14 protein-coding genes are annotated in these 13,238 nt (G+C 63.2%); 4 read left to right on the top strand and 10 right to left on the bottom strand.

Annotated features, from left to right (window positions below; all coding sequences use genetic code 11):
- Positions 1-64: 64 nt before the first annotated feature.
- Together LK440_RS07370 and LK440_RS07365 are read left to right on the top strand one after the other, a co-directional pair.
- Positions 65-1,015, top strand: coding sequence for an IS481-like element IS481 family transposase (locus LK440_RS07370; RefSeq protein WP_005012067.1), 951 nt, complete (start codon positions 65-67; stop codon positions 1,013-1,015).
- Between the two features lie 20 nt (positions 1,016-1,035).
- Positions 1,036-2,166, top strand: coding sequence for a GGDEF domain-containing protein (locus tag LK440_RS07365; protein ID WP_227944800.1), 1,131 nt, complete (start codon positions 1,036-1,038; stop codon positions 2,164-2,166).
- On the opposite strand, the gene LK440_RS07360 is transcribed toward LK440_RS07365, so the two are convergent.
- The 3 genes from LK440_RS07360 to LK440_RS07350 form a co-directional block, all read right to left on the bottom strand.
- Positions 2,163-3,113 (bottom strand): IS481-like element IS481 family transposase, encoded by a 951-nt coding sequence (locus LK440_RS07360; protein ID WP_005012808.1) that lies wholly within the window; start codon positions 3,111-3,113, stop codon positions 2,163-2,165. The genes LK440_RS07365 and LK440_RS07360 overlap by 4 nt on opposite strands.
- A 144-nt stretch (positions 3,114-3,257) precedes the next feature.
- Complete coding sequence (locus tag LK440_RS07355; RefSeq protein WP_025341446.1) at positions 3,258-4,181, bottom strand: SPFH domain-containing protein; 924 nt, start codon at positions 4,179-4,181, stop codon at positions 3,258-3,260.
- A gap of 33 nt (positions 4,182-4,214) precedes the next feature.
- The gene (locus LK440_RS07350; RefSeq protein WP_005013878.1) at positions 4,215-4,646 is read right to left on the bottom strand and encodes an NfeD family protein; all 432 of its coding nucleotides are present in this window, start codon (positions 4,644-4,646) and stop codon (positions 4,215-4,217) included.
- Positions 4,647-4,780: 134 nt separating this feature from the next.
- On the opposite strand from LK440_RS07350, the gene LK440_RS07345 reads away from it, so the two are divergent.
- Entirely contained in the window at positions 4,781-5,518 is a 738-nt protein-coding gene (locus LK440_RS07345; RefSeq protein WP_025341447.1) for a glutamine amidotransferase, read from the top strand.
- Between the two features lie 79 nt (positions 5,519-5,597).
- On the opposite strand, the gene ppsA is transcribed toward LK440_RS07345, so the two are convergent.
- On the bottom strand, positions 5,598-7,964 hold the full coding sequence (gene ppsA / locus LK440_RS07340) for a phosphoenolpyruvate synthase (protein WP_005013893.1): 2,367 nt from the start codon (positions 7,962-7,964) through the stop codon (positions 5,598-5,600).
- Between the two features lie 158 nt (positions 7,965-8,122).
- On the opposite strand from ppsA, the gene ppsR reads away from it, so the two are divergent.
- Positions 8,123-8,950 (top strand): posphoenolpyruvate synthetase regulatory kinase/phosphorylase PpsR, encoded by an 828-nt coding sequence (gene ppsR, locus LK440_RS07335; RefSeq protein ID WP_005013895.1) that lies wholly within the window; start codon positions 8,123-8,125, stop codon positions 8,948-8,950.
- Positions 8,951-8,960: 10 nt separating this feature from the next.
- Here the strand turns inward: ppsR and LK440_RS07330 are convergent, their stop codons facing one another.
- The 6 genes from LK440_RS07330 to fabZ all read right to left on the bottom strand — a co-directional run bounded on the left by LK440_RS07330 (position 8,961) and on the right by fabZ (position 13,226).
- The gene (locus tag LK440_RS07330; protein WP_005013898.1) at positions 8,961-9,359 is read right to left on the bottom strand and encodes a hypothetical protein; all 399 of its coding nucleotides are present in this window, start codon (positions 9,357-9,359) and stop codon (positions 8,961-8,963) included.
- Between the two features lie 61 nt (positions 9,360-9,420).
- Complete coding sequence (locus LK440_RS07325) at positions 9,421-10,200, bottom strand: TrmH family RNA methyltransferase (RefSeq protein ID WP_005013899.1); 780 nt, start codon at positions 10,198-10,200, stop codon at positions 9,421-9,423.
- A complete protein-coding gene (gene rnhB / locus LK440_RS07320; RefSeq protein ID WP_005013901.1) occupies positions 10,197-10,805 on the bottom strand; it encodes a ribonuclease HII in 609 nt (202 codons plus the stop codon). Before rnhB ends, LK440_RS07325 begins: the two co-directional genes overlap by 4 nt.
- Positions 10,792-11,979 (bottom strand): lipid-A-disaccharide synthase, encoded by a 1,188-nt coding sequence (gene lpxB, locus LK440_RS07315; RefSeq protein ID WP_005013904.1) that lies wholly within the window; start codon positions 11,977-11,979, stop codon positions 10,792-10,794. Before lpxB ends, rnhB begins: the two co-directional genes overlap by 14 nt.
- Entirely contained in the window at positions 11,976-12,770 is a 795-nt protein-coding gene (gene lpxA, locus LK440_RS07310; protein WP_005013906.1) for an acyl-ACP--UDP-N-acetylglucosamine O-acyltransferase, read from the bottom strand. Before lpxA ends, lpxB begins: the two co-directional genes overlap by 4 nt.
- The gene (gene fabZ, locus LK440_RS07305; RefSeq protein WP_005013907.1) at positions 12,771-13,226 is read right to left on the bottom strand and encodes a 3-hydroxyacyl-ACP dehydratase FabZ; all 456 of its coding nucleotides are present in this window, start codon (positions 13,224-13,226) and stop codon (positions 12,771-12,773) included. It lies immediately after the preceding gene.
- Between the last annotated feature and the right edge of the window lie 12 nt (positions 13,227-13,238).

The raw sequence follows: 13,238 nt of genomic DNA, 5'->3' as shown, positions 1-13,238 counted from the left end.
TCCGAACCGGATTTGAGAAACTGGAAATCGCCAACCCCCCAGTTCACTCAAGGAGCCCGGCCGGATGAACACCCATAAGCATGCCCGATTGACCTTCCTACGTCGACTCGAAATGGTCCAGCAATTGATCGCCCATCAAGTTTGTGTGCCTGAAGCGGCCCGCGCCTATGGGGTCACCGCGCCGACTGTGCGCAAATGGCTGGGCCGCTTCCTGGCTCAGGGCCAGGCGGGCTTGGCCGATGCGTCCTCGCGCCCGACGGTCTCGCCCCGAGCGATTGCGCCGGCCAAGGCGCTGGCTATCGTGGAGCTGCGCCGCAAGCGGCTGACCCAAGCGCGCATCGCCCAGGCGCTGGGCGTGTCAGCCAGCACCGTCAGCCGCGTCCTGGCCCGCGCCGGTCTGTCGCACCTGGCCGACCTGGAGCCGGCCGAGCCGGTGGTGCGCTACGAGCATCAGGCCCCCGGCGATCTGCTGCACATCGACATCAAGAAGCTGGGACGTATCCAGCGCCCTGGCCACCGGGTCACGGGCAACCGACGCGATACCGTTGAGGGGGCCGGCTGGGACTTCGTCTTCGTGGCCATCGATGACCACGCCCGCGTGGCCTTCACCGACATCCACCCCGACGAGCGCTTCCCCAGCGCCGTCCAGTTCCTCAAGGACGCAGTGGCCTACTACCAGCGCCTGGGCGTGACCATCCAGCGCTTGCTCACCGACAATGGCTCGGCCTTTCGCAGCCGCGCCTTCGCCGCGCTGTGCCATGAGCTGGGCATCAAGCACCGCTTTACCCGACCTTACCGCCCACAGACCAATGGCAAGGCCGAACGCTTCATCCAGTCGGCCTTGCGTGAGTGGGCTTACGCTCACACCTACCAGAACTCCCAACACCGAGCCGATGCCATGAAATCCTGGCTACACCACTACAACTGGCATCGACCCCACCAAGGCATCGGGCGCGCTGTACCCATCTCCAGACTCAACCTGGACGAATACAACCTATTGACAGTTCACAGCTAGCCCCGACCACTTTGCTGTTGATGACCGCGCTGGCGTCGCTGATCGGGCTTTGCGTGCTGGGGTCGCTGTGGCGCAGCGGCATGCCCGGTATACGCGAGGCCATGAGTGGCCACGTGACCACCATCCTGGCCATGCTGCTGATGGCGCAGCAGGCGTGGGCACCACAGTGGCTGGGCATCCTGGTGGCCAATATGCTGTATGCGCTGGGCGGCGGCCTGTTCGTGCTGGGTGTGCGCCGCTTCCTGGGCCAGGGCGTGTCGTGGCGGCTGATGCTCGCCTCGGTTGGGGTTTTCGTGGTGGGGCTGGCGTTCTACACGTACGTCACGCCGGATGTCGGCGCGCGCATCGTGCTGGCCTCGCTCATCTACACCGTGCTGCTCATCGTGCTGGTCTGGTCGGTGTGGGTGTCGCGTCGAGAACGCTTTGCCTACGGTCATATCTTCATGCTGTGCCTGGCTTCGGCCGGTATCGTGGGCCATGCCACGAGGCTGGTGATCTACGCCTTGGGGCTCGACGCCGTGCCGGATCTGCTCACGCCCACGCGGCTGAATGTCGTGTTTCTGTCTTTGGGAGTCGTTGTCATGCCCAGTTTGACGCTGGGTCTGATCATGATGATCCACGATCGCATGCTGATCGTGCGGGAGCGCGAGGCCAACACGGATTTCCTGACAGGCGTGATGTCGCGCAAGGCCTGGTGGCATGCTGCGCTGGAGATGGGCCAGCATGCCCGCGACACGGGCAGGCCCATGGCCTTGCTGGTGCTGGACATCGACCATTTCAAGAAGGTCAACGACAGCATGGGGCACGCGGCCGGGGACGCCGTGCTGCGGCATTTTGCGGTGGTGGCCGGCGCGCTGCTGCGTCCGGGCGATGCGCTCGGGCGCCTGGGCGGAGAGGAATTTATTGCCGCCATGCCGGATCTCAGCGTGCTGGAGGCCCAGGCCCTGGCCGCCCGCATGCTTGCCGTGTTGGGCACCATGCCCTGTCAGTACGGCGATCGCCAGTTGCGCTACACCTTCAGCGGCGGCGTGGCAGCCTGGGACGGGGTCGAGAGCCTGACCGTGGCGATGGAGCGGGCGGACCGGGCGCTGTATCGCGCCAAGGCAGGCGGTCGCAGCAGGGTAGACCTGGCCTACCCCGAGGCGGCCTAGTTGTGAACTGTCAATAGGTTGTATTCGTCCAGGTTGAGTCTGGAGATGGGTACAGCGCGCCCGATGCCTTGGTGGGGTCGATGCCAGTTGTAGTGGTGTAGCCAGGATTTCATGGCATCGGCTCGGTGTTGGGAGTTCTGGTAGGTGTGAGCGTAAGCCCACTCACGCAAGGCCGACTGGATGAAGCGTTCGGCCTTGCCATTGGTCTGTGGGCGGTAAGGTCGGGTAAAGCGGTGCTTGATGCCCAGCTCATGGCACAGCGCGGCGAAGGCGCGGCTGCGAAAGGCCGAGCCATTGTCGGTGAGCAAGCGCTGGATGGTCACGCCCAGGCGCTGGTAGTAGGCCACTGCGTCCTTGAGGAACTGGACGGCGCTGGGGAAGCGCTCGTCGGGGTGGATGTCGGTGAAGGCCACGCGGGCGTGGTCATCGATGGCCACGAAGACGAAGTCCCAGCCGGCCCCCTCAACGGTATCGCGTCGGTTGCCCGTGACCCGGTGGCCAGGGCGCTGGATACGTCCCAGCTTCTTGATGTCGATGTGCAGCAGATCGCCGGGGGCCTGATGCTCGTAGCGCACCACCGGCTCGGCCGGCTCCAGGTCGGCCAGGTGCGACAGACCGGCGCGGGCCAGGACGCGGCTGACGGTGCTGGCTGACACGCCCAGCGCCTGGGCGATGCGCGCTTGGGTCAGCCGCTTGCGGCGCAGCTCCACGATAGCCAGCGCCTTGGCCGGCGCAATCGCTCGGGGCGAGACCGTCGGGCGCGAGGACGCATCGGCCAAGCCCGCCTGGCCCTGAGCCAGGAAGCGGCCCAGCCATTTGCGCACAGTCGGCGCGGTGACCCCATAGGCGCGGGCCGCTTCAGGCACACAAACTTGATGGGCGATCAATTGCTGGACCATTTCGAGTCGACGTAGGAAGGTCAATCGGGCATGCTTATGGGTGTTCATCCGGCCGGGCTCCTTGAGTGAACTGGGGGGTTGGCGATTTCCAGTTTCTCAAATCCGGTTCGGATGAACCATGCATACAACCTATTGAATCTTCACAGCTAGCATGGCGGATCAATGGCGGCGCAGGGCGCCAGAACGACTCAATCAGGTACGGGTGGACTTAACAATCGTCATCGCCGAAGCGACCAACCCACCGACGTCAGACAGGTTGGAAGGCAGAATGAGCGTATTGCCTTCTTTGGCCACTTCGCCAAAGGCCTCGACATAACGCTCGGCGACCTTGAGGTTTACTGCCTCCATGCCCCCCGGTTGGCGTACGGCATCGCCCACTTGGGTGATGGCCTTGGCCGTGGCCTCGGCAATCGCCAGGACCGCAGCCGCCTCGCCCTGCGCCTTATTGATCTGCGCCTGTTTCTCGCCCTCGGAGCGCGCGATGGCCGCTTCACGCTCGCCCGTGGCGATATTGATCTGCTCCTGGCGGCGGCCTTCGGACGCGGCAATGAGAGCCCGTTTCTCGCGCTCGGCCGTGATCTGCGCCTGCATGGCACGCAGGATTTCGGCCGGAGGCGTCAGATCCTTGATTTCATAGCGCAGGACTTTCACACCCCAATTCAAGGCCGCCTCATCCAGCGAGGCCACGATGGTCGTATTGATGAAGTCGCGCTCCTCAAAGGTGCGGTCCAGTTCCAGCTTGCCGATCACCGAGCGCAACGTCGTCTGCGACAGTTGCGTGATGGCCGAAATATAGTTCGACGAACCATACGAAGCACGCATGGCGTCAGTGACCTGGAAATACAGCACGCCATCGACCTGCAACTGCGTGTTGTCACGCGTGATGCAGACCTGGCTGGGCACATCGAGCGGAATTTCCTTGAGCGAATGTTTGTAGGCCACCCGCTCGATAAAGGGAATCACAAAGTCCGCGCCCGGAGAGAGCACGCGATCGAATTTGCCCAACCGCTCGACCACCCAGGCATGTTGCTGAGGCACGATGGCAATGGCCTTGATGACTACCAGAAGCGCCAGGACGACGACGACCACCAGCACCGTGGTTGATGTATCAAACAGCATGATTCCCCCTACAAATGAGCTGGCGCCGCATCAGCGCGCCGGGTGAGACTTGGGTGCCAGCACCAGTACCGCACCCTGAATTTCGGTGATGACGTGAAGGCCCGATTGCCGCGGTTGGCCGGCGGCCAACTGAGCCTGCCATGACGCGCCGCGGTACTGAACACGTGCCTCGCCTGTTGCCGACCATGCTTCGACGCTGACGGTCTGCCCGATATCCAGATTGACATCGGCATTGCGCGACGCATCGATTTCGCGTTTTTTGAGCACGCCCCTGCGGCGCAGCACCAGCAGCCCCAACAGGGCGATGAGTGCGCAGGCCAGCAACTGCCATTCCAGAGCCAGGCCACCCCAGGCAACCAGCCCGGCCGCCGCCAGCCCCAACGCCACCAGCAACAGGTAGAAGGTGCCCGAAGCCACCTCACCGATGAGGGCCACCGCTGCCAGGCCGAACCAGATCCACATAAAACCGCCCCTGGGAATTGATAGCCCCGATTGTACGGACTCCCACAAGGCAAGTCCTGTCTTTCTAACCCGAAAGGCGGTCAGGGCGAGCTATCATTCTCCGAGTTTATTCCCGCATCATGACGCCCATGCCCATGCCCTTGCCCTTGCCCATCCTCATTCTTCACACTGGCGACCCCGACGCCGGGCTCGCCAGCCACCATGGCAGCTATGCGGAAATGATACGCCGGGCAGCGGGCCTGGCCCGCTCAGAGGTCCACGTCGTCGCCGTGCACGAGGGCCAGTCGCCCGAGGCGCCTTCCAGGTACCGCGCCGCCCTGATCACCGGCTCTCCGGCCATGGTGACCGACCACGAAGACTGGAGCGAAGCCTGCGCCCTGTGGTTACGCAGCGCCGCCGAGGCTGGCCTGCCGATGTTTGGCATCTGCTATGGGCACCAATTGCTCGCGCACGCCCTGGGTGGGCGGGTCGACTACAACCCGGCCGGGCGTGAGTTGGGCACGCACGAGATCACGCTGTCGGCAGCCGCCCAGGACGACCCGGTCACAGCCGGCCTGCCCCAGCGCCTGCCGGCCCAGATGATGCATGCCCAAAGCGTCATCACGCCCCCGGGTGGAAGCATCGTGCTGGCCAGCTCGCCCATGGATGCCCACCAGATGCTCAGGTTGCGGCCCGGCGTCTACAGCACCCAGTTTCATCCGGAGTTCCAGGCCGACTTCGTGCGCGACCACATCCTGCACCATGGTGACGCCTACGCGCGCGAGGGCCTGGATACGGCGGCACTGAGCGCCGGCGTCAGCGCGACCCCTCAGGCGTGTGGCCTGCTTGCGCGCTTTGTGGCCCATTACGCTGCCAGCCAGCGCACGGCCTGAGCCTGCCAGAGCCGGCCACAAAAAAAGGCGGCAACCTCGCGGTTGCCGCCTTTTTCATGGTGCAAGACCCTTGGCGGGATCAGCCCTTGGCAAGCTGCTGCCAGGTATCGACCACGGTGTCCGGGTTCAGAGACATGGACAGAATACCTTCGTCTTTGAGCCACTGCGCGAAGTCCGGATGGTCGCTGGGGCCTTGGCCGCAGATACCCACGTACTTGTCAGCAGCCAGGCAAGCCTGGATCGCACGGCGCAGCATGAACTTGACCGCATCGTCCCGTTCGTCGAAATCGGCAGCCAGCAACTCCATACCGGAGTCGCGGTCCAGGCCCAGGGTCAACTGGGTCATGTCGTTCGAACCGATCGAGAAGCCGTCGAAATGCTCCAGGAACTGCTCGGCCAGAATCGCGTTGGACGGCACTTCGCACATCATGATCAGGCGCAGGCCATTCTCGCCGCGCTTGAGGCCGTGGGCGGCCAGCAGTTCGACAACCTTGCGCGCCTGGCCCACCGTACGCACGAAGGGCACCATGATCTCGACGTTGGTCAGGCCCATTTCGTCGCGCACCTTCTTGAGGGCTTCGCATTCCATGCGGAAGCACTCGGCGAAGTCTTCGGCGATGTAGCGCGAAGCGCCGCGAAAGCCGAGCATGGGGTTCTCTTCTTCGGGCTCATAGCGCGAACCGCCGACCAGCTTGCGGTACTCGTTGGACTTGAAGTCCGACATACGCACGATGACCGACTTCGGCCAGAACGCTGCACCGGTGGTCGCCACGCCTTCGGCCAGCTTCTCGACAAAGAAAGCGCGCGGGCTGGCGTGACCGCGAGCGGCCGACTCCACCGCCTGCTTGAGTTCGCCATCCACGTTCGGATAGTCGAGCACGGCCTTCGGGTGGATGCCGATATTGTTGTTGATGATGAATTCCAGGCGGGCCAGACCGACGCCGGAGTTCGGAATCTGAGCGAAGTCGAAGGCAAGCTGAGGATTGCCCACGTTCATCATGATCTTCACGTCGATGGGCGGCATCGAACCACGGCGGACTTCCTCGACTTCGGTCTCGATCAGCCCATCATAGATGCGGCCCTCATCACCCTCGGCGCAGGAGACAGTTACCGGCTGCCCTTCCTTGAGAATATCGGTCGCGTCACCACACCCCACAACAGCCGGGATGCCCAGCTCGCGCGCGATGATCGCGGCGTGGCAGGTGCGCCCGCCACGGTTGGTGACGATGGCCGAGGCGCGCTTCATGACCGGCTCCCAGTTGGGGTCGGTCATGTCGGTCACCAGCACGTCGCCGGGCTGGACCTTGTCCATTTCGGAGACGTCGGCGACGATACGCACGGGGCCGGCGCCGATTTTCTGACCGATGGCGCGGCCGGTGGCCAGCACGTGACCCGTGGCCTTCAGGCGGTAGCGCAACTGCACATCATTGCCGCTTTGCTGGGACTTCACGGTCTCAGGACGGGCCTGCAGAATGTAGATCTTGCCATCGACGCCGTCGCGGCCCCATTCGATGTCCATCGGGCGTTGATAGTGCTTCTCGATGATGACGGCATAACGGGCCAGTTCGATGACTTCGTCATCGGTCAGCGAATAACGATTGCGCTCGGAGACGGGGACATCCACCGTGCGCACGGCGCGGCCTTCGGGGCGCTCGGGGTCGAATTCCATCTTGATGAGCTTCGAACCGATGCGGCGGCTGAGAATGGGATAGTGGCCCGCTTCCAGAGCGTGCTTGAACACGTAGAACTCGTCCGGATTGACCGCCCCCTGCACCACCGTCTCGCCCAGGCCATACGAGGAAGTGATGAACACCACCTCTTCAAATCCCGACTCGGTGTCGATGGTGAACATGACGCCAGCGCTGCCTTTGTCAGAACGCACCATGCGTTGCACGCCCGCCGACAGAGCGACCTCCGCGTGGGCGTAACCCTTGTGCACGCGATAGGAAATCGCGCGGTCGTTGTAGAGCGAGGCAAAGACATGGCGGATCTTGTCCAGCACGTCATCGATGCCAACGACGTTCAGGAAGGTTTCCTGCTGGCCGGCAAAGGACGCATCGGGCAGGTCCTCGGCGGTGGCCGACGAGCGGACGGCAAACGAACCCTTGCCATCGGCGTCAAGCTTAGCGAAGCTGTCGCGGATGGCCTGCTCGAACTCTGCCGAAAACGGTGCATCGATGATCCACTGACGGATCTCGGCGCCAGCCACGGCCAGCTCACGCACGTCTTCGGGATTGAGGGTGGACAGGCGATCTGCAATACGCTTGTCCAGGCCGGAAGCCGTCAGGAAGTCTCGGAAGGCTTGAGCAGTCGTGGCAAAGCCGCCCGGAACACGGACGCCCGCGCCAGACAGCTGACTGATCATTTCACCTAACGATGCGTTCTTACCTCCTACCGAGTCCACATCCGTCATGCGGAGCTGCTCGAAACTAACGACATACGACATTGAAGTCACCTTTTACAATGGAAGAAAGCGAGTTTGGTCAGGACAGAAAAACCTGAGCTGACCAAACTGGCCTGGGTGCCCTTGGGGTGACTTTTCAGGGGTCTGATTGTACTCGTTCGGGTAGTCCCTAGCCCTTCCCTGGTTGGAAATTTTTACATATGACCGCAAGCCCGATAGTCCGCACTGTCTACATCGTCTCCGATAGCACCGGCATCACCGCCGAAACCTTCAGCCATTCGGTGCTGTCGCAATTCGAGGAGGTCGAATTCAAGCCCATCCGGCTACCATTTATCGACACGCTGCAGAAGGCCGAAGAAACGGCCGCCCGCATCAACCGCAACGCCGACGAAACCGGCCTGCCACCCATCGTCTTCAGCACCTTGGTCAATCCCGAGATCCTCTCGCGGGTCCGGCAGGCCAACGGGATCTTCCTCGATCTGTTCGGCACCTTCGTCAGTCACATCGAGCAGGCCCTTGGCCTGAAATCCAGCCACTCGATCGGTCGCTCACACATGGCGGCCGATTCCGAGAAATACCGCAACCGTATCGACGCCATCAACTTCAGCCTGGCGCACGACGACGGCCAGTTCGTCAATCAACTCGATCAGGCCGACGTCATCCTGGTGGGCGTATCGCGGTGTGGCAAGACGCCCACCAGCCTTTACCTCGCCATGCAATACGCCATCAAGGCGGCCAACTTCCCGCTCACGCCGGACGACTTCGAGCGCAACACGCTGCCTAAGACCATCGCGCCCTACCGCAGCAAACTCTTCGGGCTGTCCATCCAACCAGACCGCCTGGCCGAAGTGCGCAACGAACGCCGGCCCAACAGCCAGTACGCGACCATCGAGCAATGCCGCTACGAAGTCGCCGAAGCCGAGCGGATGATGCGCCGCGAAGGGATATCGTGGCTGTCGACCACGACGAAGTCCATCGAGGAAATCGCCACCACCGTGTTGCAGGAGGTGGGGCTGGGCCGCTATTGAGCGGCGCGGATCAGCGCTGCCAGTTCGGCAGGCGCACGGGCGAGGACAGGGGCACGAACCAGCTCTCGCCCGGCAGATAGAACCCCATCAGCTTGCCGTTGGATTCGACCAGATAGGCTTCGCGCTCGCGCCCCTGGGTGCGCACCACGAAACGATCATCCAGACGGCGGTAAACGTCGCCCTGCGGCACCGCACCGATGCGGCGCCAGCGTGAGCTTTCCGGCAAGCGGCGGCCATCGTCGCCCGAGACCGCGGCCGCAACTGCGCGCGACAGAATCACGATACGATCCCCCTCGCCATTGCGCACTTGCACCAGCGAGGCGCGCTCATGACCGGCGCAGGCAGCCAGCCCGCTTAGCACCGCCATGACGACCGCCAGCCCGCGCACGGGCCGAAAAAATGCATTCATTGAAACCGCTCCCATTGAATGCCTGCCAGCATAGCGAAACCAGGCTCCGGGAGCGAGAGAATCAGGCGAAATTGCCCTGCCGACGTTGCTCAAACAGACAGATCGCCGCCGCCGCACCGACATTGAGCGACTCGACGGCATGCGTGTCATGCGCGATGCGCAGCCGCAGTTCGGCGCGCGCCTGCAAGGCGGCATCCACTCCCTGCCCCTCATGGCCAAATACCCAGGCCAGGGCAGAAGGCAGCGCCGTGGCGAACAAGTCCTGCGATTGCTCCAAGGTCGTGACCGCCATCGGAATGCGCAGGCGGCTGCTCAAGGCGTGCAGGTCGACATGCTCATGGATTTCCAGCGCAAAATGTGCGCCCTGCCCACTGCGTAACACTTTGGGTGACCAGGCCGCCGCACTGCCGGTAGCCAGAAAAGCCTGCCGTATCCCGGCCGCCGCGCAGGTGCGCAGCAAGGTGCCCACATTACCGGGATCCTGGATGCGGTCCAGCCATACGCAATTGGCACGAATCGTCTCGGGCAGCGCCACATCCGGAGCGCGCACCACAAAAGCCACGCCCTGATCGCCTTCCACACTTCCCAGGCCGCGCATCAGGCGCGAATCCAGGGCCAGCGAGACATCCTGAGGCACGCGCCGCGCCAGGTCCGCCAGTTCGGGCTGATCCAGGCGTTCGGCATCAAAGACGGCCTGTTGCGGCGCCCCATGGCGTGCCAACCACGCCTGGCACAGATGCACGCCTTCGAGCAGCACCGGCGCACCGCGCCGTCCAGCCTGCTCGGCCAGGCGATGCAAGGCTTTGACAGCCGGATTCTCGCGTGAGGTAATGAGTTTCATAGCACAGCGCCAAACGCCTTGATCGGTGCGAAACTGCGGCGATGCTCGGGACAAGGACCGTGGGCGCGCAAGCGCTCCAGATGCAACGCCGTCCCGTAGCCCTTATGCTGATCAAAAGCATATTGCGGGTAAAGCGTGTGCAGGCGAAGCAAATCGCTGTCGCGCGCGGTTTTGGCGAGAATGGAGGCGGCTGAAATCGCCGGCACCAGCGCATCGCCCTTGACCACTGTCTGCACCGTGCAGTGCAACGTCGGCGCCTGGTTGCCATCGACCAGCGCCAGTTGCGGCGCCCTACCCAGCCCAAGCACCGCCCGCCGCATGGCCAACAACGTGGCTCGCAGGATATTCAGGCTGTCGATTTCCTCGACACTGGCGCTGGCAATACACCAGGCAAGCGCCTCGGCCTTGATGGTTTCGGCCAGCACTTCCCGCCGCCCGGCCTTGAGCACTTTGGAGTCCGCCAGGCCCTCGATGGGCCGCTGCGGGTCGAGCATGACCGCCGCGGCATATACCGCGCCGGCCAGCGGGCCCCTGCCCGCCTCATCGACGCCGGCCACACCATGCACCGGATACTCGGCCTGGCCGAACAGATCAGCCTGCGCCATGCGCCACCTCCAGTATGGCCCGGGCGGCCAGCGCAGGCGTATCGCGCATCAACTCCTGATGCAGCGCGGTAAAGCGAGCCTCGATGCGTGCGGCATTGTCCTTATCCGTGAGCGAGGTCCACACGGCCTCGGCCAGCTTCTGAGGCGTAGCGTCATCCTGCAGCAGCTCGGGGACGGCAAAATCCTTCAGCAGCACATTCGGCAGGCCCACCCAGGGCAGATAGGGCCGCTGCTGCCCGGATTTCCAGGCCATGATGCGCCGCATCCAGGGCGACAAGACGTAAGAAATCACCATCGGACGCTTATAGAGCGCCGTCTCCAGCGTGGCCGTGCCACTGGCCACCAGCACCGCATCGGCGGCCTCCATGACGCTCCAGGCCACCGGCGTGCCCGGGTCGCCCTGAACATCGTCGGTGGTCACACAGCGCAGACCCGGCACGGGATGCAGCGCCAGAATCGCCTCGAACTCGGCGCGCCGCTGCGGATTGACCATGGGCACGATGCAACGCAGCGCCGGGTCATTGCGCAACAGCAACTGCGCCGCCGCCAGAAAGCGCGGCGCGAGGATGCGGATCTCGGACGACCGACTACCCGGCAGAATGGCGAGCACGCGCTCGCCGGGCGTCAGGCCCAGGCGAGCGCGTGCCGCCTCACGATCCGGGTGCATGGGAATCACGTTCGCCAACGGATGCCCCACATAAGTCACCGGGATGCCCTCTTTCTGGTAGATCTCTTCCTCAAACGGGAAAAGCACCAGCATGTGCGAGACGGCCGCGCGAATCTTGTGGATACGTTCATAGCGCCATGCCCAGATCGATGGACCCACAAAATGCACCGTGGGGATGCCGGCCTGACGTAATTGCAGCTCCAGGCGCAAATTAAAGTCGGGCGCGTCGATACCGACGAACGCACTTGGCTTGTCGCAGAGCAGGCGCCGCTTGGTATCCCCATAAATCGACAACAAGCTGGGGATGCGCTTGAGAGCATCCACATACCCGAATACCGACAACGCATGCATGGGGTGCCAGGCCTGAAAGCCTCGGGCCTGCATCTGCGGCCCGCCGATGCCCGCGCAATGCAGATCGGGGGCCCGCGCTTGCAGGCCCCCGATGATGCGTCCGGCCAGCAAGTCGCCCGAAGGCTCGCCGGCCACCATACCAATGGACAGACTCATGGCCGGATGATGCCCCGGTTGGAGACGTCCAGAAAGTCCAACAGCACCTGCAAGTCGGCGGCAACCTCGGGCTCGGCTTGTTGGCGAACACGCAACTCGTTGCGCGCTTCTTCGAGGGACAGCCCTCGGCGGTAGAGCGTCTTGTAGGCATCCCGAAGCGCTGAAATGCTGGCGGGTGAAAATCCCCGGCGCTTTAGCCCCTCGACGTTGACCCCGACAGGCCGGCAGGGGTTGCCTGCGCCGAGCACATAAGGCGGAGTGTCCTGCATCAGCGAGCTATTGCCCCCCGTCATGCTGTGCGCGCCAATCTTGGAGAACTGATGCACACCGGTCAGGCCACCGACAATGGCCCAATCACCCACATGGACGTGGCCGCCGAGTTGCACGGAGTTGGCCAGAATCGTATTGTTGGCGATATGACAATCGTGGGCGATGTGCACATAGGCCATGATCCAGTTGTCATTGCCAACCGTGGTCACACCGCCGTCTTGTACCGTGCCCGTATTGAAGGTGGTGAACTCGCGCACCGTATTGCGGTCGCCGATTACCAGCCGGGTCGCTTCGCCAGCGTATTTCTTGTCCTGTGGCATGCCGCCGATGGAGCAGAACCGGTAGAAGCGATTATCCCGCCCGATGGTGGTGACGCCATCGATGACGCAGTGAGGCCCGATCTCGGTGCCGGCGCCGATAGTCACATCGGGACCCACCACACAATAAGGACCTATCTTGGCCGAACTATCGATACGAGCGGCCGGATCGACCACTGCGGTGGGATGAATGTTTGCAGACATTTACTCTTCCAGACTGCGAATGGCGCACATCAGTTTGGCCTCGGCTACCAGTTGGCCGTCGACCAGAGCACGACCCTGATACTTGCAGATGGTGCGGCTGAGGCGCTCTGCTTGGACTTCGACGCGCAACTGGTCGCCCGCCACCACCGGACGACGGAACCGCGCACCGTCGATACCCACCAGATAATACGCCGTCTTACCTGCCTCGGATTTGAGGCCACCGTTTTCGTCGGTAAACGAAAACAAGGCCGAAGCCTGCGCCATTGCCTCGACGATGAGGACGCCGGGCATCACCGGATGATGGGGAAAATGGCCATTGAAAAACGGCTCATTGATCGAGACGTTCTTAATGGCGACGATGGACTTGCCAGGGACCATTTCGAGCACCCGGTCAATCAGCAGCATCGGATAGCGATGCGGCAGACGCTCCATAATCCCCTTGATATCGAGTTCCATGTCTTTCATTCC

It is taken from the genome of Bordetella holmesii (genome assembly GCF_020735985.1).
Taxonomy (GTDB): domain Bacteria; phylum Pseudomonadota; class Gammaproteobacteria; order Burkholderiales; family Burkholderiaceae_B; genus Bordetella; species Bordetella holmesii.
This window is presented reverse-complemented; position numbering and strand designations above follow the sequence as displayed.

Excerpts from the sequence above, each read along its gene's own strand:
- LK440_RS07325 (WP_005013899.1), bottom strand. The coding sequence starts at position 10,200 with ATGAAACTCATTACCTCACGCGAGAATCCGGCTGTCAAAGCCTTGCAT.
- LK440_RS07330 (WP_005013898.1), bottom strand. The coding sequence starts at position 9,359 with ATGAATGCATTTTTTCGGCCCGTGCGCGGGCTGGCGGTCGTCATGGCG.
- fabZ (WP_005013907.1), bottom strand. The coding sequence starts at position 13,226 with ATGGAACTCGATATCAAGGGGATTATGGAGCGTCTGCCGCATCGCTAT.
- lpxA (WP_005013906.1), bottom strand. The coding sequence starts at position 12,770 with ATGTCTGCAAACATTCATCCCACCGCAGTGGTCGATCCGGCCGCTCGT.
- LK440_RS07360 (WP_005012808.1), bottom strand. The coding sequence starts at position 3,113 with ATGAACACCCATAAGCATGCCCGATTGACCTTCCTACGTCGACTCGAA.
- LK440_RS07365 (WP_227944800.1), top strand. The coding sequence starts at position 1,036 with ATGACCGCGCTGGCGTCGCTGATCGGGCTTTGCGTGCTGGGGTCGCTG.
- LK440_RS07370 (WP_005012067.1), top strand. The coding sequence starts at position 65 with ATGAACACCCATAAGCATGCCCGATTGACCTTCCTACGTCGACTCGAA.
- lpxB (WP_005013904.1), bottom strand. The coding sequence starts at position 11,979 with ATGAGTCTGTCCATTGGTATGGTGGCCGGCGAGCCTTCGGGCGACTTG.
- ppsA (WP_005013893.1), bottom strand. The coding sequence starts at position 7,964 with ATGTCGTATGTCGTTAGTTTCGAGCAGCTCCGCATGACGGATGTGGAC.
- ppsR (WP_005013895.1), top strand. The coding sequence starts at position 8,123 with ATGACCGCAAGCCCGATAGTCCGCACTGTCTACATCGTCTCCGATAGC.
- rnhB (WP_005013901.1), bottom strand. The coding sequence starts at position 10,805 with ATGGCGCAGGCTGATCTGTTCGGCCAGGCCGAGTATCCGGTGCATGGT.
- LK440_RS07345 (WP_025341447.1), top strand. The coding sequence starts at position 4,781 with ATGCCCTTGCCCTTGCCCATCCTCATTCTTCACACTGGCGACCCCGAC.
- LK440_RS07350 (WP_005013878.1), bottom strand. The coding sequence starts at position 4,646 with ATGTGGATCTGGTTCGGCCTGGCAGCGGTGGCCCTCATCGGTGAGGTG.